At 60.9% G+C, this 21,906-nt stretch carries 22 protein-coding genes and 1 other RNA gene; 10 read left to right on the top strand and 13 right to left on the bottom strand.

Annotated features, from left to right (window positions below; genetic code table 11):
- Positions 1-33 precede the first annotated feature (33 nt).
- From ubiH to REH34_RS16885, 3 genes are read right to left on the bottom strand one after another with little or no spacing between them, the layout of a single operon-like run.
- Positions 34-1,227, bottom strand: a complete 1,194-nt coding sequence (ubiH, locus tag REH34_RS16895; RefSeq protein WP_311968523.1) for a 2-octaprenyl-6-methoxyphenyl hydroxylase — start codon at positions 1,225-1,227, stop codon at positions 34-36.
- Positions 1,224-2,558 (bottom strand): Xaa-Pro aminopeptidase, encoded by a 1,335-nt coding sequence (pepP, locus tag REH34_RS16890; RefSeq protein WP_226504060.1) that lies wholly within the window; start codon positions 2,556-2,558, stop codon positions 1,224-1,226. The genes ubiH and pepP overlap by 4 nt, the downstream gene beginning before the upstream one ends.
- Positions 2,559-2,601: 43 nt before the next feature.
- A complete protein-coding gene (locus REH34_RS16885; protein ID WP_311968522.1) occupies positions 2,602-3,156 on the bottom strand; it encodes a YecA family protein in 555 nt (184 codons plus the stop codon).
- 163 nt (positions 3,157-3,319) lie between these two features.
- On the opposite strand from REH34_RS16885, the gene REH34_RS16880 reads away from it, so the two are divergent.
- The 4 genes from REH34_RS16880 to REH34_RS16865 all read left to right on the top strand — a co-directional run bounded on the left by REH34_RS16880 (position 3,320) and on the right by REH34_RS16865 (position 4,749).
- Positions 3,320-3,529 (top strand): TIGR02449 family protein, encoded by a 210-nt coding sequence (locus REH34_RS16880; RefSeq protein ID WP_226504058.1) that lies wholly within the window; start codon positions 3,320-3,322, stop codon positions 3,527-3,529.
- A complete protein-coding gene (locus tag REH34_RS16875) occupies positions 3,526-3,840 on the top strand; it encodes a cell division protein ZapA (RefSeq protein ID WP_226504057.1) in 315 nt (104 codons plus the stop codon). The genes REH34_RS16880 and REH34_RS16875 overlap by 4 nt, the downstream gene beginning before the upstream one ends.
- Before the next feature lie 31 nt (positions 3,841-3,871).
- Positions 3,872-4,049: non-coding RNA, 6S RNA (gene ssrS, locus REH34_RS16870), on the top strand.
- A gap of 88 nt (positions 4,050-4,137) precedes the next feature.
- Positions 4,138-4,749, top strand: coding sequence for a 5-formyltetrahydrofolate cyclo-ligase (locus tag REH34_RS16865; protein WP_311968521.1), 612 nt, complete (start codon positions 4,138-4,140; stop codon positions 4,747-4,749).
- A gap of 87 nt (positions 4,750-4,836) precedes the next feature.
- On the opposite strand, the gene REH34_RS16860 is transcribed toward REH34_RS16865, so the two are convergent.
- Entirely contained in the window at positions 4,837-4,977 is a 141-nt protein-coding gene (locus tag REH34_RS16860) for a hypothetical protein (RefSeq protein ID WP_226504055.1), read from the bottom strand.
- A gap of 196 nt (positions 4,978-5,173) precedes the next feature.
- On the opposite strand from REH34_RS16860, the gene REH34_RS16855 reads away from it, so the two are divergent.
- On the top strand, positions 5,174-5,626 hold the full coding sequence (locus REH34_RS16855; protein ID WP_311968520.1) for an EVE domain-containing protein: 453 nt from the start codon (positions 5,174-5,176) through the stop codon (positions 5,624-5,626).
- Between the two features lie 6 nt (positions 5,627-5,632).
- Here REH34_RS16855 and REH34_RS16850 read toward each other — a convergent pair whose 3' ends face one another.
- From REH34_RS16850 to REH34_RS16815, 8 genes are all read right to left on the bottom strand, one after another.
- A complete protein-coding gene (locus tag REH34_RS16850; protein ID WP_311968519.1) occupies positions 5,633-6,043 on the bottom strand; it encodes a flagellar basal body-associated protein FliL in 411 nt (136 codons plus the stop codon).
- Positions 6,044-6,192: 149 nt separating this feature from the next.
- Positions 6,193-6,882, bottom strand: coding sequence for a gamma-glutamylcyclotransferase (locus REH34_RS16845; protein ID WP_311968518.1), 690 nt, complete (start codon positions 6,880-6,882; stop codon positions 6,193-6,195).
- Positions 6,883-7,148: 266 nt separating this feature from the next.
- Complete coding sequence (locus REH34_RS16840; RefSeq protein WP_226504051.1) at positions 7,149-8,117, bottom strand: CDP-6-deoxy-delta-3,4-glucoseen reductase; 969 nt, start codon at positions 8,115-8,117, stop codon at positions 7,149-7,151.
- A complete protein-coding gene (ubiD, locus tag REH34_RS16835) occupies positions 8,117-9,583 on the bottom strand; it encodes a 4-hydroxy-3-polyprenylbenzoate decarboxylase (RefSeq protein ID WP_226504050.1) in 1,467 nt (488 codons plus the stop codon). The genes REH34_RS16840 and ubiD overlap by 1 nt, the downstream gene beginning before the upstream one ends.
- A gap of 87 nt (positions 9,584-9,670) precedes the next feature.
- Positions 9,671-11,623, bottom strand: coding sequence for an acyltransferase family protein (locus REH34_RS16830; protein WP_311968517.1), 1,953 nt, complete (start codon positions 11,621-11,623; stop codon positions 9,671-9,673).
- Between the two features lie 251 nt (positions 11,624-11,874).
- A complete protein-coding gene (gene rho / locus REH34_RS16825) occupies positions 11,875-13,134 on the bottom strand; it encodes a transcription termination factor Rho (protein WP_226504048.1) in 1,260 nt (419 codons plus the stop codon).
- Positions 13,135-13,373: 239 nt separating this feature from the next.
- Complete coding sequence (gene trxA, locus REH34_RS16820; protein WP_311968516.1) at positions 13,374-13,703, bottom strand: thioredoxin TrxA; 330 nt, start codon at positions 13,701-13,703, stop codon at positions 13,374-13,376.
- A 117-nt stretch (positions 13,704-13,820) separates the two neighbouring features.
- On the bottom strand, positions 13,821-14,519 hold the full coding sequence (locus REH34_RS16815) for a FadR/GntR family transcriptional regulator (RefSeq protein WP_311968515.1): 699 nt from the start codon (positions 14,517-14,519) through the stop codon (positions 13,821-13,823).
- 279 nt (positions 14,520-14,798) lie between these two features.
- On the opposite strand from REH34_RS16815, the gene REH34_RS16810 reads away from it, so the two are divergent.
- The 5 genes from REH34_RS16810 to ppx all read left to right on the top strand — a co-directional run bounded on the left by REH34_RS16810 (position 14,799) and on the right by ppx (position 19,239).
- Positions 14,799-15,605, top strand: a complete 807-nt coding sequence (locus tag REH34_RS16810; protein ID WP_409373146.1) for a transporter substrate-binding domain-containing protein — start codon at positions 14,799-14,801, stop codon at positions 15,603-15,605.
- Between the two features lie 27 nt (positions 15,606-15,632).
- Positions 15,633-16,298, top strand: a complete 666-nt coding sequence (locus tag REH34_RS16805) for an amino acid ABC transporter permease (protein ID WP_311968514.1) — start codon at positions 15,633-15,635, stop codon at positions 16,296-16,298.
- On the top strand, positions 16,295-16,945 hold the full coding sequence (locus REH34_RS16800; RefSeq protein ID WP_226504449.1) for an amino acid ABC transporter permease: 651 nt from the start codon (positions 16,295-16,297) through the stop codon (positions 16,943-16,945). Before REH34_RS16805 ends, REH34_RS16800 begins: the two co-directional genes overlap by 4 nt.
- Entirely contained in the window at positions 16,932-17,657 is a 726-nt protein-coding gene (locus REH34_RS16795) for an amino acid ABC transporter ATP-binding protein (RefSeq protein ID WP_311968513.1), read from the top strand. The genes REH34_RS16800 and REH34_RS16795 overlap by 14 nt, the downstream gene beginning before the upstream one ends.
- A gap of 79 nt (positions 17,658-17,736) precedes the next feature.
- Positions 17,737-19,239: an exopolyphosphatase gene (gene ppx, locus REH34_RS16790; protein ID WP_226504043.1), complete on the top strand. Its 1,503-nt coding sequence runs from the start codon at positions 17,737-17,739 to the stop codon at positions 19,237-19,239.
- A 115-nt stretch (positions 19,240-19,354) separates the two neighbouring features.
- Here the strand turns inward: ppx and ppk1 are convergent, their stop codons facing one another.
- Positions 19,355-21,595, bottom strand: a complete 2,241-nt coding sequence (gene ppk1, locus REH34_RS16785; protein WP_226504042.1) for a polyphosphate kinase 1 — start codon at positions 21,593-21,595, stop codon at positions 19,355-19,357.
- Positions 21,596-21,906: the final 311 nt, after the last annotated feature.

Below are 21,906 nucleotides of genomic sequence, written 5' to 3'. Positions count from 1 at the left end.
CGGGTCGCCGAATGGGAGAGAGAATAACCGGCATCAGGGGCGAGGATCCGGACGGGTACCCAGGCCCATGGCCTGCCGCGCGAACCAGCGCTTGGCCGGCGGCAGCAGGTCGAGCCCCAGCAGCCCGAGGTTGCGCCCCGCCGCCACCAGCGGCTGCGGCGTGGCAAACAAACGCGTGACCTGATCGGAAAAACCGACCGTCAATTGTTGATCCTGACGCTGACGCTCACGATAGCCCTGCAAAGTCGCGAAGTCGCCCGGGAGCTCGGGGCTGGCCAACAGCGCCTCGGCCAGCGCCTGCACGTCACGCAGCGAAAGATTGAAGCCTTGGCCGGCAATCGGATGCAGGCTGTGCGCGGCATTGCCAAGCACCGCCAAGTGCGGGCGCACCTGCTCTTCGGATTCGATCAGCGACAGCGGATACAGCTGCCGCGCGCCAACCTTGAGCAAGGCGCCCAGTCGATAGCCAAAGACCCCTTGCAGCTCCTGCAAGAAGTGCCTGTCGTCCAACTCGGCCAGCCGCTGCGCGTCCATGCCCTGACGGGTCCAGACCAACGCGCAGCGGTTTTCCGGCAGCGGCAGCAGGGCCATCGGGCCTTCGTCGGTGAAGCGCTCGAACGCCTCGCCATTGTGAGATTCGCCTGGGGTGATGTTGGCGATCAGCGCGCTCTGGTCGTAGGGCCGAGTGCGCACACCAATGCCCAGTTGTTCGCGCAGATCGGAACGGCCACCGTCCGCCACCACCGCCAGATCGCATTCCAGGCGAGTACCGTCATCCAACACCAACTGGTAGCCATCGGGCAGGGTCTGCAGGGTGCGCACTTCGCGCGGGCAATGCCAGGAGACCACCTCCGGATCGAGTCCCTGCCACAGGCAAGTGCCTAGCCAGGCATTCTCCACCACATAGCCCAGCGCGGGCACGCCCTCTTCGATCGCACTCAAGCGCGTCACGCCAAAACGGCCACGGTCGGAGACGTGAATCTGCTTGATCGGCTGCGCATGGCGACTGACTGCTTGCCAAAGACCCAGGCGGTCGTAGATCTGCCGGGTACCGAACGACAACGCCGAAGAGCGCGCGTCATAGCTGGGCTGGTAAGCGTCACCGGGGGCAAAACGCTCGATCAGGCTGATGCTCCAGCCACGCGCCTTGGCGCCAGCCTGCAACGCCATGGCCAGGCTGGCGCCCACCAGGCCACCGCCGATGATCGCTATGTTGACGCGGCTCATGCGGCTTGGGTTCTGGCGGCGGCCATCAGGGCCTCGATTTCGTCGACGGTCTTGGGCACGCCATTGGTCAGGATCTCGCAGCCATGGCGGGTGACCACCACATCGTCTTCAATACGCACGCCAATGCCTCGCCATTTTTTTGCAACATTGAGGTTGTCCGGCGAAATATAAATGCCCGGCTCGACCGTCAGGGTCATGCCGACCTCCAGCACCCGCCAGGCACCGCCAACCTTGTATTCGCCGACGTCGTGCACATCCAGGCCCAACCAGTGACCGGCTCGGTGCATGTAGAAAGCGCGATAGGCTTCGCTGGCGATCAATTCCTCCACTGTCCCCTGCAACAGGCCCAGCTCTACCAAGCCGGCGGTGATCACCTGCACAGTGGCCTCGTGGGCCTGATTCCAGTGTTTGTCCGGGCCGATGGCGGCAAAAGCGGCTTCCTGGGATTTGAGCACCAGTTCATAGATCGCCCGCTGCTCGACAGAAAACCGCCCGCTGACCGGGAAGGTGCGGGTGATGTCGCTGGCGTAGCAATCGATCTCGCAGCCCGCGTCTATCAGCACCAGGTCACCATCCTTCAGCACCGCTGCATTCTCCTGATAGTGAAGGATGCAGGCGTTACGGCCGGCCGCGACGATGGAGCCATAGGCCGGCATGCGCGCACCGCCTTTGCGGAATTCGTATTCCAGCTCGGCTTCGAGGCTGAACTCATGCAGCCCCGCCCGGCACGCCTGCATCGCACGGATATGAGCGCGGCAGGAAATGGCCGCGGCCTCGCGCATGACCTTGAGCTCGGCCGCCGACTTGTACAGACGCATGTCGTGCAGCAGATGGTCGAGGGCGACGAATTCCTTGGGTGGCAACGAACCCATCTTGGCCTTGGCGCGGATGGTGTTGATCCACTCCATGAGATGGCGATCGAACTCGGCGTTGCTGCCCATGGCGCTGTAAACGCGATTGCGGCCCTCGATCAGGCCCGGGAGGATTTCATCGATATCGGCGATAGGGAACGCATCATCGGCGCCAAAATCGCGAATCGCCCCTTCCTGGCCAGCGCGCAGGCCGTCCCACAGCTCGCGCTCGGGGTTACGCTCGCGGCAGAACAGCACGTACTCGCCATGCTCGCGGCCGGGGATCAGGGCCACCACGGCCTCGGGCTCGGGGAAGCCGCTCAGGTACTGAAAATCGCTGTCCTGGCGGTACACATGCTCGACATCACGGTTACGGATCGCCACCGCCGCAGCGGGCAGAATGGCGATACTGTTGGGCTCCATCTGCGCCATCAGCGCCTTGCGGCGCCGGGCGTATTCGGACTTCGGGATATGGATCATGGGCGAAGCGATTCCCCTGTCGGCAATGGCTGAAAAGTCTGGATCAGTGCTGCGTTGGCTTGGCGACCGGCGCCGCCGGCTTGTTCAGCTCAGTGAACAGCAGCAATGGCGCGACGCGCAGGTACTCCATGACTTCCATGTAGTCGTTCTCGCCGTCATCGGATTCCTCGAGGGCATCCTGGACTTGAGCGATGGCGGTCAGATCCTGCAGCACTTCCATGGCATCGGTGCTCAAAGCAGTGTCGCCCGCAGCGATACCGAAGCCGGTGAGGAAGCCCTGGCACCACTGGCCCAAGGCCTCGGCGCGCTCCTTGAGGGCCGTGTCATCACTCGGCAACAGCAGCACCACGGTCATGTCGTCGCTGGTGAGCTCGCCCTTGACCATCTCTTGCAGACCGATCAGCGCCTGGCGGATGTTGTCCTGGGGCTCGCCACCCAGCAGGTCGGCAGCATCGGCGATCCAGGTGTCGTTGTCGAAACCGGCGCCACCGCAACTGCGGCCGAGCAGCAGGCCATGCAGTTCGGCGGGCGATACCGGATGGTCGCCAGTGTTGAGCAATGCGGCAAAAGCGTGATACGGGGAATTCTGTATAGGCATGATAACTAGGCGCCAAGCGGCGCAATGTCTAGAATGAAGGCCTTGTATCCTAGCACCGGCAGGCACGCCAAGACCATCGACGCCGCCGCCGACTATTACAAGCCTCCAGGTCCACCCGCATTCGGACCATATTTCATCCTCCAGGACCGAATCGAACAGCCCCATGGAACAAACCGACCTGAACCTCCTGATGGACAGACTTGAACGATTGATCGATCGAGTCGAGCAACTAAAACAGCAAAACGGACTCCTACTAGCTCAGGAAAAATCCTGGCGCGAGGAGCGCGCGCATCTGATCGAAAAAAATGAAATCGCCCGGCGCAAGGTTGAATCGATGATTTCGCGCCTCAAGGCCCTGGAGCAAGACTCATGAGTTCAAGCAATAGCGTCACCGTGCAGATCCTCGACAAAGAGTATTCGATCATTTGCCCACAGGAAGAACGCAGCAATCTGGTGGGCGCGGCGCGCTACCTGGATGGCAAGATGCGCGAGATTCGCAGCAGCGGCAAAGTCATCGGCGCCGACCGTATTGCGGTGATGGCCGCGCTGAATATCACCCATGATCTGCTGCACCGCCAGGATGCGCCTGCAGCCGCCGACGGCTCGACTCGCGAGCAGGTTCGCGACCTGCTCGACCGTGTCGATCTGGCGTTGGCCAGCGATGCCGACGCACCCAAGGGCTGATTCCGCGCTCGCTTTGGGGTATACTGGCAACCGTTCCCTGGAGTGCTTGCCAGTCGGTCATGTCCCTGAGCCGATACGCACAACCACGGGGGTTGCACGTGGGGCCGGTGTGCATGTCCGCTCGACGGAAAGCCTTAAGGCCTCCTGTAATCTCCACCTTGAACTTTCGGGTTCAAGGGCTACACCGACAGCGGTTCGTCGGGGAGCACCTTTCTTCAAACCCCTGCCCTTGTTGGCTCCGGCGGGGGTTGCCCGGTCCGCCTGCCGCAGCCCTTGCGCCTTAGGACACTTATCCCGATGACTTCTTCCGCGCCCCTTACGCGTGTGCAACTGCGTCGCCAATTGCGTGATGCACGCCGCGCCCTGACGCCTGTGCAGCAGCGTCGGGCGGCACTCGATCTGTACCGCCAACTAGCCCAGCACCCACTGTTTCGCCGCAGCCGTCACGTATCTTTGTATCTGCCCAACGACGCCGAAATCGATCCACGGCTGTTATTGCGTGCGGCACAGCGTCGCGGCAAGCACACCTATCTGCCGGTGCTCAATGACTGGCCACGAACACGGATGGTGTTCCAACGAGTGCTGCCGGGGGAAAAACTGCGCCCTAATCGCTTCGGCATCGCAGAGCCGCACATCGATCGCGCAAAACAGCGAAAAGTGTGGGCGCTGGACTTGGTCCTGCTGCCGCTGGTGGGCTTCGATGAAGCCGGCGGACGCCTGGGCATGGGCGGTGGATTCTATGACCGCAGCCTCGCGTACAGAGGCCGGCGCAGCGCCTGGCACAAGCCGGTGCTGTTGGGGCTGGCTCACGAATGTCAGAAAGTGGAGAAGCTATCCCAGGCCAGCTGGGACGTGCCGTTGCAGGGTACGCTGACAGACAAGGGATGGTATCTGGCGCAGAAGGGGTAGATTTCAAGGGCCCCTTCGCGGGCAAGCCTTGCTCCTACAGGTGTACGACTGTGGGAGCGGGGCTTGCCCGCGAAGAGGCCGGTAGACTCAGCGATGCTGCAAGGGTGCAACCACAGGCGCCGGCTCATCGGCCTTGCGATCCCAGAAACTCTGCGCATAACCGGTAGTCACGATACCCAGACCCAACAACGCAACCAACACCCACAACAAATCCGGCTTGCGACGCATCTACAACCCCCAAAAATGAATATGAAAAATCCTGTCGCCGGATGTAGTAGTCAATGGCCGGACGGCAGTGTCTGAATCAAAAGTTGGCGCATTCTGCGACAACCCGCCTCATCGCGCAAATGGTGGCGCGATACCGGCTGTCGGTAAATTGTAATCCTGTAATAATGATCTGAGACGAACATTTCGAGGAACTGTCATGGCCTACTGGCTGATGAAATCCGAGCCCGACGAGCTCTCCATCACCGATCTTGAGCGCCTGGGCCATGCCCGCTGGGATGGCGTACGCAACTACCAGGCGCGCAACTTCATCCGCAGCATGGCCGCCGGCGATCAGTTCTTCTTCTACCACTCAAGCTGCCCCGAACCCGGAATTGCCGGCGTCGCCCGCATCGACAGCGAGGCGTACCCCGACCCGACGGCGCTGGACCCAGCAAGCCACTATCACGACCCTAAAGCCAGCCCGGAGAAAAACCCGTGGAGCGCGATCGATGTCGGCCACGTCCAGACCTTCCCCAAGGTCATCGCCCTCGGCACCCTGAAATTGCAGAGCGCACTGGCGGAGCTGGCCCTGGTGCAAAAAGGCAGCCGCCTGTCGGTGATGGCGGTTACACCCGAGCAGTGGGCCGCCGTCCTCGGTTTGTTGCGTTGACCGTTACTACTGGACGATCAAGTTATTGAACAGCAGGTCTTCAACTATCGGCTTGCCTTCTTCGTCGTTGAGCACCTGCTGGGTCTCCTTCAACGCTTCCTGACGCAGGGCTTCCTTGGAGTCGGACTTGCTCATCGAATCCACGGTCTGCTGAGTGAACAACTGCACCAGCTTGTTGCGAATCAGCGGCTCGTGGTGCTTGACCGCCGCCAGCGCTTCGGCACCGGTGACTTTCAGGGCGATATCAGCCTTGTAGACGTGCAGTTTCGGCCCGCCGTCCAGCGAATAATTGCCCACCAGTGGCGGGGTCAGCGAGTAATAGGTGACGACAGGCCCGGCGCCTTCCTTGGCCTCTTCATTGGCCATGGCGGCCATTGGCGCGGACAACGCCAGCAACATCAGGATCAACGCTTTCAATGTTTCGCTCCTCGCAAAATGAACACAGCATAAACACCCCGATACCCAAATCAAAATCGGGCGGTGGTGTCGATGAGAAGGAGCGCTATACCCCTCGATGCCAGAGTTATCGGCAGCCAGCAGGAAAGGTATAGGGCAGGTTTGATGCCTTAAAGGCGCGGTACGTCCAGGCCAGTGACCTGAATCCGTTCGGCGGCGGACGAGCAATGGCAGCGCTTGATACGCGCCTCCAGATTGCGGTCCGGCATGGCGTGCGTGCGCAAGGCGCTGATGGTCTGCTCGACATACTCGCGGGTAGTGCCGAAGCGCCCACTGGCATTGGCAAGTATCTGCATCAGCAGATTATCCGGCAGGTTGCCGGCATAGCTGGGCAGATGACGCTCGAGTACGAAGCCCAACGCCTGCACCTTGCTGCCATCGTCGAGGCGGCAATTGAGCCAGTGCGGGCGATAGGAGGGATAAGGCATCTCGCGCCTCCACAGGGCAACCAGCGAATCACGCAGATGCTCCTCCGGCAGGCGAAAGGCGAAACCGCTGCAGGAGCCGCCGCGGTCCAGGCCAAAAACCAGGCCGGGCTGCTCTGGGGTGCCGCGGTGTTCGTGAGACCACAGGTAGAGGCCACGATGATAGCCATGGATCCGCGCGCGCCGGCGCTCGACGGCCGCGCACTCGGGGCGCCAGATCAACGAGCCGTACGCGAACAGCCAGACTGGCCCACCTTTGTGCAGCTCCATGGTGGAGTCGAGAGAGTGCGCCAACTGCTCATCAGTCAGTTGCGGCCCCAGATCGAGGCTGGGCGGATAGATCGCGTTCAAATGTGCAGTTTCAATAGCGGACATAAGCAGACGCCTGATATCCCCGTGAGTTGAAAGGACAACTTACTCTAACCGATGACAGGGTACTGATGACTACCGTACGGCAGATACCCACAGAAAAACAAGCCCTTAGTCTTGGTTATAACTATCCGTTTTAAAATTTGTTATAAAGCCCTGAATAAGTGCAAGGTATCAAAAGTTGCTCTATTGCAGGGAGTGCTCTCAGGCATTCGTAAATAAAAATATACAAATTCATATACATCCGGTACCACAGCGCGCCCTGTCATGATTCAGGACCGCGGCGCGTAGGCAAACGCATCCGCACGCATCTGATGCGCGTCCATCCCCGCCGCCACCAGTGCGTCGAGCGTGGCGTAGATCATCGCCGGTGAACCGCTGGCATACACGTGAGCCTGGGAAAGATCGGCAATGTCCTCGCACACGGCTTCATGCAACAGGCCGCACCGCCCTTCCCAGCCGCAAAGATCGCTGACCACCTTGTGCAAGAACAAGTTGGGCAACTGTTGCCATGCCTGCCAGTGCTCGATTTCGTAGAAGTCTTCGGGCCGCCGCACGCCCCAGTACAGGTGCACCGGATGAGCAAAACCCTTTGCTCGGCAATGCTCGATCAGGCTGTGCATTTGCGCCATCCCGGTGCCTGCGGCAATCAATACCAGCGGTGCGTCAGGCAATTCGGCCAGATGCGCATCACCGAACGGCAATTGCAGACGCGCGCCGTTGTTGCGTTGCAACTGGGCGATCAGGTTGCGCGCACTGTCTTCGCGCACCAATACGTGCAGTTCCAGCTGACGCCCGGTATGGGGCGCCGACGCCAAGGAAAACGCCGAACGCTCGCCATTGTCGCGCTCGAGCATCAGGTATTGGCCAGCATGGTAGCGCGGCGGCTTGCCGGCTGGCGCCAGCAAACGCACCCGCCAGACATCCCCGCCCACCGCCACGCATTCGCTCAGCTGGCAAGCGAAACTGCGAACCGGTAACTCACCCAAGGCAAGAACGCCATCCCACAGAACGACGCAATCTTCCAGGGGCTCGGCAACGCAGGTGTAGATTTCACCCTGTACACGCACTTCTCCCTCTTGCTGCACCCGCCCCTCAACCAGCAACGCCGAACAAACGTGGCAATTACCGTTGCGGCAGCTGTTCGGGCACTCGTAACCCAGGCGCTGGGCCGCTGCCAGAATTGGCTCGGCGGGCAAGGTGTCGAGCACCGCGCCGCAAGGCTGCAAAGTCACGCGCATCAGTCTATTCCCAGTTGATTCCAGAGTTCGTCGACGCGGCGAGTGACCGCTTCATCCTTGACGATGACCCGACCCCATTCACGCGTGGTCTCGCCCGGCCATTTATTAGTGGCATCCAGGCCCATCTTCGAGCCAAGACCGGACACCGGCGAGGCGAAATCCAGATAGTCGATGGGGGTGTTATCGATCATCACGGTGTCGCGTTTTGGATCCATGCGCGTGGTGATGGCCCAGATCACGTCGTTCCAGTCCCGCGCGTTGATGTCGTCATCGGTGACGATAACGAACTTGGTGTACATGAACTGTCGCAAAAACGACCAGACACCCAGCATTACCCGCTTGGCATGGCCAGGGTACTGCTTCTTCATCGTGACAATGGCCATGCGATAAGAGCAGCCTTCGGGTGGCAGGTAGAAGTCGGTGATCTCCGGAAACTGCTTCTGCAGGATCGGTACGAACACTTCGTTCAGGGCCACGCCGAGGATCGCCGGCTCATCCGGCGGCCGGCCCGTGTAGGTGCTGTGGTAGATCGGCTTGATCCGGTGGGTGATGCGCTCGACGGTGAACACCGGGAAGCTGTCGACTTCGTTGTAGTAACCGGTGTGGTCGCCGTACGGGCCTTCGGGTGCCATTTCACCCGGATGGATCACACCCTCGAGGACGATCTCGGCACTGGCAGGCACTTGCAAATCGTTGCCACGGCACTTGATCAGCTCGGTACGATTGCCCCGCAACAGGCCCGCAAAGGCATATTCGGAAAGGCTGTCAGGCACCGGCGTTACGGCACCGAGGATAGTCGCCGGGTCGGCGCCCAGCGCGACCGACACCGGGAATGGCCGGCCCGGATGTTTTTCACACCACTCGCGATAGTCCAGCGCACCGCCACGGTGGCTCAACCAGCGCATGATCACTTTGTTACGGCCAATGACTTGCTGGCGATAGATGCCCAGGTTCTGGCGTTCCTTGTTGGGCCCGCGCGTCACCGTCAGCCCCCAGGTGATCAGCGGCGCGACGTCACCAGGCCAGCAATGCTGCACGGGCAACATGCCGAGGTCGACATCGTCGCCTTCGAGGACCACTTCCTGACAGGGCGCATCCTTGACCACCTTGGGCGCCATGGCGATGATCTTCTTGAAGATCGGCAACTTCGACCAGGCATCCTTGAGCCCCTTGGGCGGCTCCGGTTCCTTGAGGAAGGCCAGCAGCTTGCCGATTTCACGCAGCTCCGAGACGTCCTCGGCGCCCATGCCCAACGCCACCCGCCCCGGAGTGCCGAACAGGTTGCCGAGCACGGGAATGGTATGCCCCACAGGGTTCTCGAACAGCAACGCGGGCCCTTTGGCGCGTAGCGTCCGGTCGCATATCTCGGTCATTTCCAGTATCGGAGAAATCGGTACCTGAATACGTTTCAACTCGCCACGCTGCTCGAGTTGCTGCACGAAATCCCGCAGATCCTTGAATTTCATTAAAGACGCCACCCCCAAAATAGGTGTACATCCTACCCGTTCTGAGGGCCAAACTGCAGCACTGTGAGCGCGTGGCCGTCCTCAATCCTACTGAGCACCGTGCGCCAACGGAGCGAAAAGCGGGCTCATTCGAGCACCTCCGAAGTCAGAGAGATGATCTACGTCCTTGTAGAGCAGGTGCCCGTCGGCCTCGATATTACATATCTTGTCAGGGCACATCAGTGATGTCGGATCGATGATACGCACGCCTGGGTCAGCCGCACTCAGGGAGTCGAACAACGTATTGATGAAGCGATCACGCGCCAGATGCTCGTCAAGCGAACGCCCCAGCCCTTCGGGTGAACGCCCTATTCTGGCCAGACTGGTCAGTCGTTCGACGGCGCCTTTGCGCTGCAGCGGCACCTGCTTGAATAGCCAGACCTCCACGCCTGCCTGGCGCAACGCCGCGACACGTGCTGTCACTCCGGCCGCCAGGCGCTGCTCTGCCTGCTGCTTGGTGTCGTGAGGGCTAAGCATCATCCTCTTATCGGCGCCCTCGAAGCTGTACATGTAATACCCCCAGTTGGAGGCTAATACGACTTGCTTGATCCCCAACTCGACCACCCGCTTCATGGTTCGCTCGTTGAAAGACGTGCACCGCTCACGCGGGGCCGAGCTCAAGATCGGCGGACAGGCGCTCATACTGTAGAGCCATATCTGCCGGCCCTGGCTTTTGGCCGTGGCCTGAATCGCCGGCCACAATGCCGCGGCATGGCTATCGCCCCAGAACAGCAGCGTCGCCGGGCCCTGTTGGCCCTTGCCCGCCAGACAGGCTTTGTCCAGATGCGTATCGTTGAAGCTCAACACCATGCAGTCTTCCTGTCCCGCATTCCAATCCCTGGATTGGGCGTACTCCATTTCCTTGGCAGAGAGCCGCTGGGGAAATCCCTCTTGAGATCGAACTACTGCACCCATCGCCGCCAGTACCACAATTGCCACCAGGGCACCGACCAGCAGGGCATTGCGGCCGGCCAACACGCGCTTTTCGCGAAAGGGCAGTTCGACGAAACGCAGGCTTACCCATGCCAGTCCTAACGCCAATGCTATCCAGGCAGCGGCCTCAAGCGGCTGAATGCCATCGGCAGAGATGGCGTTGGCATAGACATAGACCGGCCAGTGCCACAGGTACAGGGAATAGGAGAGCAAGCCGATCCAGACCATCACGCGCGTACTCAGCAGTTGCCCGACCCATGTCGAGCCCTGCGCCCCGGACCAGATCAGTGCAGTCGCACCGAGTACCGGCAGCAACGCGGCCCACCCGGGAAATTTCGTCGACGCATCGAAAGTGAATACCGCCACCAGGACAGCCGCCAACCCAGCCAACCCAGCCACCTGGTAAATCCAGGGCCTGACAGCGCTTTTCGATGCCGGCAAGACGGCCAGCATTGCGCCGCACAACAGTTCCCAGGCGCGCGCCGGCAGTGAGAAGAACGCGACCTCGGGCTTGCGATCGATATGCCCGACATTCAATCCGAACGAGACTAGCAACACCGCAAACAACACCCAGCGCCAATGTCGCAGATAGCGCATCAGCACCATCATGAGTAATGGAAAGAAGATGTAGTACTGCTCTTCGACGGCCAACGACCATGTATGCAGCAAGGGTTTGAGGTCCGATGCTGGCTCGAAGTAGCCGTCCTGGCGCATGTACAGGAGATTTGAAATGAACAGCGCCTGGTAACGCGTCGCCCTGCCCAGTTCGGAGTAATCCTTAGGCGTCAGCAGCAGCCAGCCCAGGGCTAGCGTCACCAGTAGTACCACACTCAGTGCTGGCAGGATCCGCCGAGCACGGCGGCCCCAGAAATCCAGGAAACTGAAGCGCTGTGCGTTTATTTCTCGAAACAGGATGCCAGTGATCAAGAAGCCTGAAATGACGAAGAAAACATCGACACCGACGAAACCACCACTGAACGCGCTAAAGCCAAAATGGAACAGCACCACTGGGATGACGGCCAGGGCCCGCATCCCGTCTATGTCTCGACGATTACCAAACGTGTGCATGACACTCCTTATCCTATCGGATACAAACCATTACAAAGGCTCGTCGGCGATAGAGGTCGGGACACAACTGTCTTAACTCCGCATCAACCGCACACCCGTTGAATACTGGCGTGTGCGCCATACAGCACCGCGCGAGGCCTGAATCGAGCGCGGAAGTTTACATGACCGAGAATATGGTTCCAGATACAATCCCGTACGAACGCAAAAAAAACGCCCCTTTCGGGGCGTTTTCTCATGAAGCGGCAAACGCGTTACTTGCGCTTCATCGACAAGAAGAACTCGTCGTTGGTCTTGGTCTGCTTGAGCTTGTCGATCAGGAACTCGATGGCGGCAACTTCGTCCATCGGGTGCAGCAGCTTGCGCAGGATCCACATGCGCTGCAGCTCGTCGTCGGCGGTCAGCAACTCTTCGCGGCGGGTGCCGGAGCGGTTGATGTTGATGGCCGGGAAGACGCGCTTCTCGGCGATCTTGCGGTCCAGGGGCAGCTCCATGTTGCCGGTACCCTTGAACTCTTCGTAGATCACTTCGTCCATCTTCGAACCGGTTTCGACCAGCGCGGTAGCGATGATGGTCAGCGAACCGCCTTCCTCGATGTTACGCGCGGCACCAAAGAAGCGCTTTGGCTTCTCGAGCGCATGGGCGTCGACACCACCCGTCAGCACCTTGCCAGAACTCGGGATCACGGTGTTGTAGGCGCGAGCCAGACGCGTGATGGAGTCCAGCAGGATGACTACGTCCTTCTTGTGCTCGACCAGGCGCTTGGCCTTTTCGATGACCATCTCGGCCACTTGCACGTGACGGGTCGGTGGTTCGTCGAAGGTCGAGGCAACCACTTCGCCGCGCACGGTGCGCTGCATCTCGGTCACTTCCTCTGGACGCTCGTCGATCAGCAGCACGATCAGATGGACTTCCGGATTGTTACGCGTGATGTTGGCGGCGATGTTCTGCAGCATGATGGTCTTGCCCGCTTTTGGCGGAGCGACGATCAGGCCACGCTGGCCCTTGCCGATCGGAGCGCACAGGTCGATCACGCGACCGGTGAGGTCTTCGGTGGAACCGTTGCCGGCTTCCATCTTCATGCGGATGGTCGGGAACAGCGGCGTAAGGTTCTCGAACAGGATCTTGTTCTTCGCGTTTTCTGGACGGTCGAAGTTGATCGTGTCGACTTTCAACAGGGCGAAGTAACGCTCGCCTTCCTTCGGAGGGCGGATCTTGCCAACGATGGTGTCACCGGTGCGCAGGTTGAAGCGACGAATCTGGCTGGGCGAGACATAGATATCATCGGGGCCAGCGAGGTAAGAAGCGTCAGCCGAACGGAGGAAGCCGAAGCCGTCCTGGAGAATCTCCAGCACGCCATCACCGGAGATTTCCTCGCCGCTTTTGGCATGTTTTTTCAACAGGGAGAAAATCACATCCTGCTTGCGCGAACGGGCCATATTTTCTATGCCCATCTGTTCGGCCATTTCGAGCAGATCGGTAATCGGCTTTTGCTTGAGTTCAGTCAGGTTCATAAGGGAATGACGTAATCATGTTTGGAGGGAGAAATTAAGCTTTGGGCTTAATGAGGCCGCGCCGCAGAGAAGGCGACAGGATCGCGTACTGTTCGAGTAGGAATGCGTCGGCGACGGCTTGCAGGGGGCAGAGGAGAAACCAATGCGAGGCCGAATGTACCACTTGAGTTTGGGGACGTCTAGTCGGCGCCCACAAAAAACCCCGCATCAAGCGGGGCCTTCACAACGCCAGCATCGGATCAGATGTTCGCGTCGAGGAATGCAGCCAGTTGCGACTTGGACAGCGCGCCAACCTTGGTAGCAGCCACTTCTCCATCCTTGAACAGCATCAGTGTCGGGATACCGCGCACGAAATGCTTGATGGGGGTTTCGGGGTTTTCGTCGATGTTCAGCTTGGCAACGGTCAATTTGCCTTGATACGTGCCGGCGATTTCGTCCAGTACGGGTGCAATCATTTTGCAAGGGCCGCACCATTCTGCCCAGTAATCAACCAATACAGGGCCTTGGGCGTTGATTACATCAGCCTCGAAGCTGGCATCGGATACATGCTTGATCAGGTCGCTGCTCATGGAAAATCTCCAGTTCGTAAGCTAAAAACGTGGCCTATCATAGCTGGACCATTCTATTACAGGAAGCCACAGTCGATTGCTTATTGCTATGGGGTTGCATTAGTGAAGCAATCGCCCCTAGGGCGTGACGAATGCGATGCCCGTTCGCAGGGCAGCGCTGCGCACATGTTCATGCATGGTTTTCTGCGCCGAAGCCGAGGAATGGCGGGCCAGGGCGCGAAGAATCTTGCGGTGTTCATGCCAGGTTTCCATGGCGCGCTCGGTACGGATGAAGGGCAGTTTCTGGCTTTCCAGGAAGATATCGGCGCTGGCTGTGAGGATTCCTGCCATGGCGTGATTGCCGCTGGCGACCAGAATGCGCCGGTGAAAATCGAAATCCAGCTGCGCGGCGGCATCGAAATCGCCATTGCGCAACTGTTCACGCATCGAACGCACGTTGTCTTCCAGGGCATCAAGTTCATCGGCAGTGAGCAGCACCGCCGCCAAGCCCGCGGCAAATCCTTCCAGCGCATAACGCAGCTGGAATATCTCCGCTGGCGCCGCCTGCGCCGCAAAAGGCCAGTTCAGCCCCTCGCCCGTTGGCGCAGTTTCGAGCGGCGCGCGAATGAACACGCCCTTGCCGGGCTGCACGCTGATCACGCCCAGGGCGCTCAACGATGACAGTGCCTCACGCAGCGACGCGCGGCTGACGCCCAATTGCAGTGCAAGATCGCGTTGCGAAGGCAACACGTCGCCCGGCCCATAGCCATGCTCGGCAATAAGGCTGCGAATGCCCAGCAGGGCGACTTCCGGGACGGCGCGACTGATCGAATTCATCACATTTCTGCAGGGGTGGGCGAGTGCGAAAAAACCCTTTTAAAACTATTACCGCCACACTGCAAGCGATGCCCTGATAGGGTTCAGGGCCCGGATTCACTGCCCGAAAACGGTGCGATAAAGCTCACCTACAAAGCTCAACTGGTCAGACCAGTAAGACCAAGCACCGTTTGAACCCCGACCCGACGCTGCCCGCGAGCGATCTGGCATGAGCTGTGCAAACCGCCAGACCAGATCGTCTTATCGATGCCATTGAATTCGCCACCCGGAGCTCCGCCCATGGAAAGTCGCCTGTACAAGCGCTGCACCACCCTCCTCGGCGCCTTGTTCGCCAGCCTGATGCTGGCCCAGGCGCCCGCCCACGCCGACGGCCTGCAGGACATCACCCAGCGCGGTACCCTCAAGGTCGCCGTGCCCCAGGATTTCCCGCCATTCGGTTCGGTCGGACCGGACATGAAACCTCGCGGCCTGGACATCGACACCGCACAACTGCTCGCCGACAAGCTGGGCGTCAAGCTCGAACTGACCCCGGTCAACAGCACCAACCGCATTCCGTATCTGACCACCGGCAAGGTCGATCTGGTGATTTCCAGCCTGGGCAAGAATGCCGAGCGCGAGCAGGTCATCGACTTCTCCCGCCCTTATGCGCCGTTTTACCTCGCGGTATTCGGCCCGCCCGACGAGCCGATCACGACCCTCGCCGACCTTAAGGGCAAGACCATCAGCGTCACCCGCGGCGCCGTCGAAGATATCGAGCTGAGCAAGGCCGCTCCTGAAGGTGCAGACGGCCCGATCATCAAGCGCTTCGAAGACAACAATTCGACCATCGCCGCCTACCTGGCCGGCCAGACCGATCTGATCGCCAGTGGCAACGTGGTCATGGTGGCGATCACCGAGCGCAATCCCAAGCGTATTCCTGCTTTGAAAATCAAACTCAAGGATTCGCCGACATTCGTCGGCCTCAACAAGAACGAGCCGGAGCTGCTCGCTCGCGTCAACGAAATCCTCAATGCCGCCAAGGCCGACGGCAGCCTCGACAAGATTTCCCAGACTTGGCTCAAACAGCCATTTCCTGCAGATCTCTGATCGACCGCGACCTGACGAGGGCCATCCATGGCGTACAAATTCGACTTCACCCCGGTCTTGCAGCACAGCGATCAGCTCCTGCGTGGCGCGCTGTTCACCCTTGAACTGACCGCAATCGGGACGCTGTTCGGGGTTGGCCTGGGGATCCTCGGCGGCGTGGTTCGGGCGTGGAAGATCAAGCCGTTCTCGGGGATTTTCGGCGTCTACGTCGAGCTGATCCGCAATACGCCGTTCCTGGTGCAGCTGTTTTTCATCTTCTTCGGCCTGCCGTCGCTGGGCATCCGCATCACCGAATGGCAGGCCGCCGTGCTGGCCATGGTGATCAACCTGGGCGCCTACAGCACCGAGATCATCCGCGCCGGCATCCAGGCCGTCCCGCGTGGCCAGCTGGAAGCCGCTGCGGCGCTGGCCATGAGCCGCGCCGAAGCCTTTCGCCATGTGGTCCTGCTGCCGGCGCTGGGCAAGGTCTGGCCTGCCCTCACCAGCCAGATCATCATCGTCATGCTCGGCTCGGCCGTCTGCTCGCAGATTGCCACCCAGGAGCTCAGCTTCGCCGCCAACTTCATCCAGTCGCGCAACTTCCGCGCCTTCGAGACGTATCTGCTGACCACCGCCATCTATCTGGTCATGGCCTTGCTGATCCGCATCCTGCTGAACTGGGTGGGTCGGCGCTTCATCGCGAGGAACAGCTGATGGACTTCACCCTGTGGGACATCGTGCGCAACCTGCTCACCGGCCTGCAATGGACCTTCGCGCTGTCGCTGGTGGCTTTTATCGGCGGCAGCGTCATCGGCTTGCTGGTGATGGTCGTACGCATTTCCAAGAGCCGCCTGGGGCGCAACCTGGCACGCACCTACATCGATCTGTTCCAGGGCACTCCGCTGCTGATGCAGCTGTTCCTGGTGTTCTTCGGCGTCGGCCTGATGGGGATCGACATATCGCCCTGGGCGTCCGCCGCGCTGGCCCTGACGCTGTTCACCAGCGCCTATCTGGCGGAGATCTGGCGCGGCTGTGTCGAGTCGGTCAACAACGGCCAATGGGAAGCCTCGGCGAGCCTGGCCATGACCCGCTATGAACAACTGCGCTACGTGGTGCTGCCCCAGGCCCTGCGCATCGCGGTGGCGCCTACCGTGGGTTTCTCGGTGCAAGTGGTCAAAGGCACTGCGGTGACCTCGATCATCGGCTTCACCGAACTGACCAAGACGGGCGGCATGCTCGCCAACGCCACGTTCGAACCCTTCCTGGTCTACGGGCTGGTTGCCGTTGGCTATTTCATTATCTGCTACCCCCTGTCCCTCAGCGCGCGCTATCTGGAAAGGAGACTGCATGCCTCTGCTTAGAATTTCCGCCCTGCACAAATACTACGGCGACCACCACGTGCTCAAGGGCATCGACCTGAGCGTCGAAGAGGGCCAGGTGGTGACGATCATCGGCCGCAGCGGCTCGGGCAAGAGCACCTTGCTGCGCACCCTCAACGGCCTGGAGTCGATCAACGACGGGGTCATCGAAGTCGATGGCGAATACCTCGACGCCGCCCGCGCCGATTTACGCACCTTGCGCCAGAAGGTCGGGATGATCTTCCAGCAGTTCAATCTGTTCCCGCACCTGAGCGTGGGCGAAAACGTCATGCTCGCCCCGCAGGTAGTGCAGAAGGTGCCCAAGGCCAAGGCTCGCGAGCTGGCCAAGGAGATGCTCCAGCGCGTGGGTCTGGCGGAAAAATTCGACGCCTTCCCTGATCGCCTGTCCGGCGGCCAGCAGCAACGTGTCGCCATCGCCCGCGCCTTGGCGATGTCACCCAAGGTGTTGCTGTGCGACGAAATCACTTCGGCGCTCGACCCGGAGCTGGTCAATGAAGTGCTCGCCGTGGTGCGCAAGCTCGCCACCGAAGGCATGACCCTCATCATGGTCACCCACGAAATGCGCTTCGCACGTGAAGTGGGCGACAAGCTGGTGTTCATGCACCAGGGCAAGGTCCACGAAGTCGGCGACCCGAAAATTCTTTTCGCCAACCCCCAAACCCCGGAACTCGCAGCGTTTATCGGCCAGCAATAAGGGCTTGGTACGGACAGTCGTTGGCGCCACGGTAGGATCGTGGCACGATGACGGGGTTATCGACCGAGACCTTCCGACCATGCCGCACAGTAAAGCCAAGCACCTGTCCTTGATCGCCGCTATCGACCTGGGCTCCAACAGCTTTCACATGGTGGTGGCCAAGGCGGATTCCGGCGAAATCCGCATCCTCGAGCGCCTCGGCGAAAAGGTGCAACTGGCTGCGGGCATCGACGACGAGCGCAAGCTCAGCGAAGAATCGATGCAACGCGGCCTCGATTGCCTCAAGCGGTTCGCACAGCTGATCAACGGCCTGCCCTTGGGCGCCGTGCGTATCGTCGGCACCAACGCCCTGCGTGAAGCGCGCAACCGTGGCGAATTCATCCGCCGCGCCGAAGGCATCCTCGGCCACCCAGTCGAAGTCATCTCCGGGCGCGAAGAAGCGCGCCTGATCTATCTGGGCGTTTCCCACACCCTCGCCGATACTCCGGGCAAGCGCCTGGTGGCCGACATCGGGGGCGGCAGTACCGAATTCATCATTGGCCAGCGTTTCGAGCCGCTGCTGCGCGAGAGCCTGCAGATGGGGTGCGTGAGTTACACCCAACGCTACTTCAAGGACGGCAAGATCACCCCGGCCCGCTACGCCCAGGCTTACACCGCTGCGCGCCTCGAGATCATGGGCATCGAAAACGCGCTGCATCGCATCGGCTGGGACGAAGCCATCGGCTCCTCGGGCACCGTTCGCGCCATCGGTCTGGCGCTCAAGGCTAACGGCCAGGGCTCTGGCGAGGTCAATGCCGAGGGGCTGGCGTGGCTTAAACGCAAGCTGTTCAAACTGGGAGACATCGAGAAAATCGACTTCGACGGGATCAAGCCCGATCGCCGCTCGATCTTCCCGGCCGGCCTGGCGATCCTCGAAGCGATCTTCGATGCCTTGAGCCTGCAGCGCATGGACCACTGTGAAGGCGCCTTGCGCGAGGGCGTGCTCTACGACCTGCTGGGCCGTCATCATCACGAAGACGTGCGTGAGCGCACCCTCAGCTCGCTGATGGACCGCTACCATGTCGACCTCGATCAGGCCGAACGCGTCGAACGCAAGGCCCTGCACGCGCTGGAGCAAGTCGCAGCGGCGTGGGACCTGGACGACGAGATGTGGCGGGATTTGCTGAGCTGGGCCGCCAAGGTCCACGAAATCGGCCTGGACATCGCCCACTATCACTACCACAAGCATGGCGCCTACCTGATCGAGCACTCGGACCTGTCAGGCTTCTCTCGTGAAGACCAGCAAATGCTCGCCCTGCTGGTACGCGGGCACCGGCGCAACATCCCCAAGGACAAGTTCGCGGACTTTGGCGAGAACGGCGACAAACTGATCCGTCTGTGCGTGCTGCTGCGCTTCGCCATCCTGTTCCACCACATTCGTGGCACTCAGGAAATGCCCCAGGTCATGTTGCAGGCTGCGGGCAATCATCTGGATGTGGTGTTCCCGGACGGCTGGCTGGAAAACAACCAGCTGACCCAGGCCGACTTCGAGCAGGAAGCCCAGTGGCTGGCCAGAGTCGGCATCATCCTCAGCGTTCACTGAAGCGCCAGGCCCCTGCGGGAGCAAAGCTTGCTCGCGAAGGGGCCCTTGGCAGCACCCTCAACCTTGGGTGCTGCTGGGGACGCCTTCGCGGGCAAGCCTTGCTCCCACAGTTGACTCAGCGGACCGGCAGGATCGGGTTGCTCAGGCGCTCAAGCAAGGTGTCCTGGGCGCTACGGGCATTCTGGTTGCCGGTCGGCGTGCTGCGCAGATAGCTGCCGTCGGCCTGCAGGAGCCACGAATGGGTGTTGTCGGTCAGGTAGGCTTCGAGCTCCTTCTTGACCCGCACGATCAACTTGCGGCCTTCCACCGGGAAGCAGGTCTCGACGCGTTTATCGAGGTTGCGCTCCATCCAGTCGGCGCTGGACAGGAACATCTGCTCTTCGCCACCATTGAGAAAGTAGAACACCCGCGTGTGCTCCAGGAAGCGACCGATGATCGAGCGCACATGGATGTTGTGCGACACACCGGCGATCCCCGGACGCAGACAGCACATGCCGCGCACGACCAGATCGATCTTCACCCCTGACTGACTGGCCTTGTACAGCGCGCGGATGATCTTCGGATCGGTCAGCGAGTTGAACTTGGCGATGATGTGCGCCGGCTTGCCATCCAGAGCGAACTGCGTCTCCCGGGCGATCATGTCGAGCATGCCTTTCTTCAAGGTGAAGGGCGCGTGCAGGAGTTTTTTCATGCGCAGGGTCTTGCCCATGCCGATCAACTGGCTGAACAGCTTGCCAACGTCCTCGCACAGCGCATCATCCGATGTCAGCAGGCTGTAGTCGGTGTACAACCGCGCGTTGCCGGCGTGATAGTTGCCGGTGCCCATATGCGCGTAGCGGACGATCTCGCTGCCCTCGCGGCGCAAGATGAGCATCATCTTGGCGTGGGTCTTGTAGCCCACCACGCCGTAGATCACCACCGCGCCGGCAGCCTGCAGGCGGCTGGCCATCTGCAGGTTGGATTCTTCATCGAAGCGCGCCCGCAGCTCGATCACCGCGGTCACTTCCTTGCCGTTGCGCGCAGCATCGACCAGCGCGTCGACGATCTCGGAGTTGGCACCGCTGCGGTACAGCGTCTGGCGCACGGCCAGCACGTGTGGGTCCTTGGCGGCCTGGCGCAGCAGGTCGACCACCGGCGTGAAGGATTCGAATGGGTGCAGCAGCAGGATGTCCTGCTTGCTGATCACGCTGAAGATGTTCTCGCTGTTTTGCAGCAGCTTCGGAATCGCCGGGGTGAAGGGTTTGTATTGCAGCTCCGGATGGCTGTCGAGGCCGGTGATGCTGAACAGCCGCGTCAGGTTGACCGGGCCGTTGACCTGATACAGCTCGCTTTCGGCCAGGCTGAACTGCTTGAGCAGGTAGTCCGAGAGCTGCTTGGGGCAGGTGTCCGCCACTTCGAGGCGCACGGCATCGCCATAGCGGCGCGAGAACAGCTCGCCACGCAGAGCGCGGGCCAGGTCTTCGACGTCCTCGGTATCGACCGCCAGGTCGGCGTTACGGGTCAGGCGGAACTGATAGCAGCCCTTGACCTTCATGCCCTGGAACAGATCGTCGGCGTGGGCATGGATCATCGAAGACAGGAAGACGAAGTTGTCGCCCGGGCCGCCGACCTCTTCCGGCACCTTGATCACCCGTGGCAACAGCCGCGGTGCCGGAATGATCGCCAGCCCGGAATCGCGGCCGAAGGCGTCGACACCTTCGAGCTCGACGATGAAGTTCAGGCTCTTGTTTACCAGCAACGGGAACGGATGCGTCGGGTCAAGGCCGATAGGCGTGATGATCGGCGCGATCTCGTCGCGGAAATAGCGGCGCACCCAGGCCTTGAGCTTGGCCGTCCAGTGGCGACGACGAATGAAACGCACCTGATGCTTTTCGAGCTCAGGCAGCAGGATGTCGTTGAGGATCGCGTACTGGCGATCGACATGCCCATGCACCAGCTCGCTGATGCGCGCCAGCGCCTGATGCGGTTGCAGGCCATCGGCACCGGCCTGTTCACGGGCGAAGGTGATCTGCTTCTTGAGCCCCGCCACGCGGATCTCGAAGAACTCGTCGAGGTTGCTGGAGAAGATCAGCAGAAACTTCAGGCGCTCCAGCAGTGGATAGGATTCGTCCAGTGCCTGCTCGAGAACCCGAATATTGAACTGCAGCTGGGACAGCTCGCGATGGATGTACAGGCTGCTGTCGTCAAGGCTGGGGATAGCGATGACCGGGGGCGGCGGCGGCGCAGGAATCGGAACAGGAACATCCATAGGGGGCGCTGCAGCCTCTAAGTGCTCGACAGGAACCTCATGGACCTCGGCCGTGGTGATCGGCTGGGCGTCTTTCATGGCGGTCTCGGTGAGTGTCTCGTTGTTCATTGGGCATTCCCGAAGGGCATCATTATTGCCCTCTTGTCAGTTGAGCGGCGCGGACAGAAGAAAAGATGAAGAGACTGTCTACGCCTGCGCGGTGTGAATGCAGTGAGGGTCAAGGATAACACCCTCGTCTGAGCGACCGGCAGCGGTGCCAGCCGTCGGCTGCCAGATAGTGCTGCTGCGCCGCCGTGAGGGCGCGACTGATCATCGCGCCCGCTGCGGATATCCCGATCATCGATACCCGGCAACGCCCCCAGCCAGAGCCTCGGGCAGCGGGAACCCCGCTCGGGCGGGCCGGCGTTAACGTTATAGGC

It is taken from the genome of Pseudomonas baltica (assembly GCF_031880315.1).
GTDB lineage: Bacteria > Pseudomonadota > Gammaproteobacteria > Pseudomonadales > Pseudomonadaceae > Aquipseudomonas.
Note: the sequence above shows the minus strand (reverse complement) of the source record. Positions and strands in the feature narration are given on the sequence as shown.